We start from the raw sequence: 3,652 nt of genomic DNA, 5'->3' as shown, positions 1-3,652 counted from the left end.
CCCCCACCGGCCTGCAGCCGACGCACCACCCCAGGGGTCCGGGGCGAAGCCCCGGGGACCTCGACTGCGGGAGCGTCGTGGCTGATCGCGCAGTTCCCCGCGCCCCTTCGGGGCGCTCTTGACGGGGCTCGGTCAGCCCTTCGGTCGACGCCGGACCAGCTCCGGCAAAGGGTGCCGGCGGTGCACCACGAAGCCCGCCACGCCCAGCACGGCCAGCGCGCCGCCCGTGAGGCCCAGGGCCGTCCACATCCCGTCGTCGGACGAGCCGGCGACGGACGCCTGCGCGCCGCTGCCCCGGCCGTCCTTGCCGCCCGACGCGTCCGCCCCGCCCTTGGGCGCCACGAGCGTGCCGACCGGCTTGACGTGGCCGGCGGCCTCGAAGCCCCAGTCGAGGAGGCGCTGGGTCTCCTTGTAGACCTCGTTGGCCTCCTTGATGTCCGGGTTCATGACCGTGACGAGCAGCTTCTTGCCGTCGTGCTGGGCGACACCGGTGAAGGTGTTGCCGGCGTTGGTGGTCGACCCGTTCTTGACGCCCGCCATGCCCTTGTAGGGCTGCAGGCCGGAGGCGCCGGTGAGGAGGCGGTTGGTGTTCTGGATGCCGAAGGTCTCCCGCTTCTTGCCCGGCTTCTCCTCGCCGGGGAACTGCGCGGAGACGGTCGAGCAGTACTCGCGGAAGTCGGCCTTCTGCAGCCCGGAGCGGGCGAAGAGGGTGAGGTCGTAGGCGCTGGAGACCTGGCCGTCGGCGTCGTAGCCGTCGGGCGTGACGACGTGGGTGTCGAGCGCCTGGAGCTCCTCGGCGTGCGCCTGCATGTCCTGGACGGTCTTCGCGGTGCCGCCGTTCATCGCGGAGAGCGCGTGCACGGCGTCGTTGCCGGAGCGGAGGAAGACGCCGAGCCACAGGTCGTGGACGGTGTACGTCGAGTCCTCCTTGATGCCGACCTGGCTGCTGCCCTCGCCCATGCCCGCCAGGTCGGAGGGGAGCACCTTGTGCTTCTGGGTCTTGGGGAACTTCGGCAGCACGGTGTCCGCGAACAGCATCTTGAGCGTGGAGGCCGGCGGCAGCTTCCAGTGCGCGTTGTGCGCGGCGAGGATGTCTCCGGACTCGGCGTCCGCGACGAGCCAGGAGTCGCCGCTGATCTCCTTGGGCAACTGGGGCGCCCCCGGCCCGAGCTGGACCTGGGTGCCGGGCTTGCCCAGCAGTTCGCCGCCCACCGTGGACATCTGGGCGGGCGGCTCCTTGGCCGGCTTGCCCGGCGGCTTGGCCTTGCCGTCGGGCGCCGTCGCGCCGTGGGACGCGCCGGGGGAGGCGCTCGCGCTCGGCGACGCCAGCCCGGGGGCGGCGAGGGCGGGCGCGGCCGTCGCCAGGGGGATCAGCAGCGAGGCGGAGGCGGCCAGCAGGGCCGCGCCCCCGCGGCGCATCGCGGCGGACCGCGGGGGGAGTGATGTCGTCGTCGGCACGATCGTGAACGTACCGCCCCCTCCCGCCACCCGGTACGGCGCCTCACGGCGGTCCTCCGGCGAGGACCCGATAGGAGGAGTGCGGGACGCGAAACGCATACTCGGACCCATGGTGAATTCTTCCGGGGATGCCGCTCCCCGAACCCCTCTGACGCTCACTCGCCCCGTGTCCTGGTTCCTGCTCGCCTTCGGGGCCTGGAGCTGGTGCATCTGGATCACTTTCGTCAAGAACCTGTGGAAGGACGCCAGCGGACTCGCATTTGACCGTGCGGGTGACCCGACCGCGTACTTCTGGGTGCACCTGCTGCTTGCGATCACGTCGTTTCTTCTGGGGACGGCTGTAGGGGTCATCGGGTTGCGTGGGGTACGCGCGTTGCGGCGTACGTCATAGCCGTCATATCCGTCATGGCGGCAGGATGTCGACACAACGGACGCGCGGAATCCCGGTGATCACTTGACCGATTCCCCGGACGCGTGTGCGCCCTCGTGTTTACGGTGATGCGCATCACTGGGCGGGAGGGGCGCGGCGATGCGTGGGGTCGGGTTTGCGTTACGCAGAAACACTGTGGTGCCGGTGTTGTTGGCGTTGCTCGCCGGGGGGTGCGGCTTCGCCTCGGGGAGCGAGGATCGCAGCCCGGTCGCGGTCGGCACGACGGACCGCGTCACCTCGCTCGACCCGGCCGGCGCCTACGACGCGGGCTCCTGGGCGCTGTTCGGCAACGTCTACCAGTCCCTGCTGACCTTCGCCCCCGGCTCCAGCACCCCCGTGCCGGACGCGGCCCGCAGCTGCGGCTTCCGCGGCGACGGCCTGCGCACGTACGCGTGCGAGCTGCGCCCGCACCTGACGTTCGCCAACGGGGACGAACTGACGGCGAAGGACGTGAAGTTCTCCTTCGACCGCATCAAGCGCATCCACTCCGACCAGGGGCCGGGTTCGCTGCTGGACACGCTGGAGTCGGTGGGGGCCGACGGCTCCGAGGTCGTCTTCCGTCTCCGGGTGCCCGACGCCACGTTCCCGCTGAAGATCGCCACGGGCGCGGGCTCGATCGTCGACAGCACCCGCTACCCCGCGGACCGGCTCCGCAAGGGCGACACGGTGGACGGCTCCGGCCCGTACGGCCTCGCCTCGTACCGGGCGGGGGAGAAGGCGGAGCTGCGGCCCAACACCCGTTACACGGGCGCCGTCAAGAGCCTCGGAGGCCCGGTGGTGGTCCGGTACTTCGCCGACCCCGACGCGCTGGACGAGGCCTGGAAGGAACGTTCCGTCGAGGTCGTCGGCCGTCAGATGCCGCCGGCGGAGATCGCCGGCATCTCACCGACGGACTCGGGCGTCCGCGTCGTGGAGACCACGGCCCCGAGCATCCGCTCGCTCGTCTTCAACGTGCGGGACGGCGCACCGCTGAAGGAGACCGCGATCCGGCAGGCGATCGCGGCCGTGATCGACCGCGAGGCGATCGCCCGCGACGTCCACCGGCGCACCGTGGACCCGCTGTACTCCCTCGTCCCGCAAGGCATCACGGGCCACGCGACCTCGTTCTACGACGCCTACCCGAAGCCGGACGCGGCGCGGGCGCGGGAGTTGCTGCGCGAGGCGGGGGTGGCCCTGCCGGTCCGCTTCGGCCTGGCGTACTCGCAGGGCGCGGCGACGGACCAGGAAACCGCGTCGGTCAAACGGCAGTTGGAGGCCACGGGCCTGTTCCGGGTGACGCCGAAGCGGGTGGGGTGGCAGGAGTTCCAGGAGGGCTACGCGCGGGGTGCGTACGACGCGTACTGCCTCAGCTGGGTGGCGGACTTCCCGGACCCGGACACGTTCACCACTCCGCTGGTCGGTGCGGACAACGCGCTGCACTCGGGCTACTCCAGTGCGCGGGTGGAGAAGCTGATCGCGCAGGCGCGGCAGATCTACCAGCGGAACCGGGTGACGGAGGACTTCCGGCAGATCCAGAGGATCGTGGCGGAGGACGTGCCGATGGTGCCGTTGTGGCAGAAGAAGGACTACGTGCTGACGACTTCGTCGATCTCGGGGGCGGAGTACCTGTCGGACGGCACGGGGATCTGGCGGCTGTGGCGGCTGGGGAGGATCTAGGTTCTCGGGGTCCGCGCCCCGAAGGGGCGCGGGGAACTGCGCGACCAGCCACCGCCGGCCCCCAACCGTAGAGCGGCCTGTAGGGGACGAATGTTTGTTTAGTGGGGT

At 71.1% G+C, this 3,652-nt stretch carries 3 protein-coding genes; 2 read left to right on the top strand and 1 reads right to left on the bottom strand.

Going from position 1 to position 3,652, the window contains the following annotated elements; all coding sequences use genetic code 11:
• Positions 1–132: 132 nt before the first annotated feature.
• Complete coding sequence (locus ACWD4B_RS35455; RefSeq protein WP_451424628.1) at positions 133–1,419, bottom strand: D-alanyl-D-alanine carboxypeptidase family protein; 1,287 nt, start codon at positions 1,417–1,419, stop codon at positions 133–135.
• A 187-nt stretch (positions 1,420–1,606) separates the two neighbouring features.
• On the opposite strand from ACWD4B_RS35455, the gene ACWD4B_RS35450 reads away from it, so the two are divergent.
• Both ACWD4B_RS35450 and ACWD4B_RS35445 read left to right on the top strand, forming a co-directional pair.
• On the top strand, positions 1,607–1,849 hold the full coding sequence (locus ACWD4B_RS35450) for an SCO4848 family membrane protein (RefSeq protein WP_336416182.1): 243 nt from the start codon (positions 1,607–1,609) through the stop codon (positions 1,847–1,849).
• 138 nt (positions 1,850–1,987) lie between these two features.
• Positions 1,988–3,544, top strand: a complete 1,557-nt coding sequence (locus tag ACWD4B_RS35445) for an ABC transporter substrate-binding protein (protein WP_451424627.1) — start codon at positions 1,988–1,990, stop codon at positions 3,542–3,544.
• Positions 3,545–3,652 lie beyond the last annotated feature (108 nt).

It is taken from the genome of Streptomyces sp. NPDC002536 (assembly GCF_053594995.1).
The sequence above is the reverse complement of the archived record's forward strand: the minus strand, read 5'-3'. Positions and strand labels throughout refer to the sequence as shown.

What these genes read in the sequence shown, in the direction of transcription:
- ACWD4B_RS35455 (WP_451424628.1), bottom strand. Translation starts at nt 1,419, where the DNA reads ATGCGCCGCGGGGGCGCGGCCCTGCTGGCCGCCTCCGCCTCGCTGCTG.
- ACWD4B_RS35445 (WP_451424627.1), top strand. Translation starts at nt 1,988, where the DNA reads ATGCGTGGGGTCGGGTTTGCGTTACGCAGAAACACTGTGGTGCCGGTG.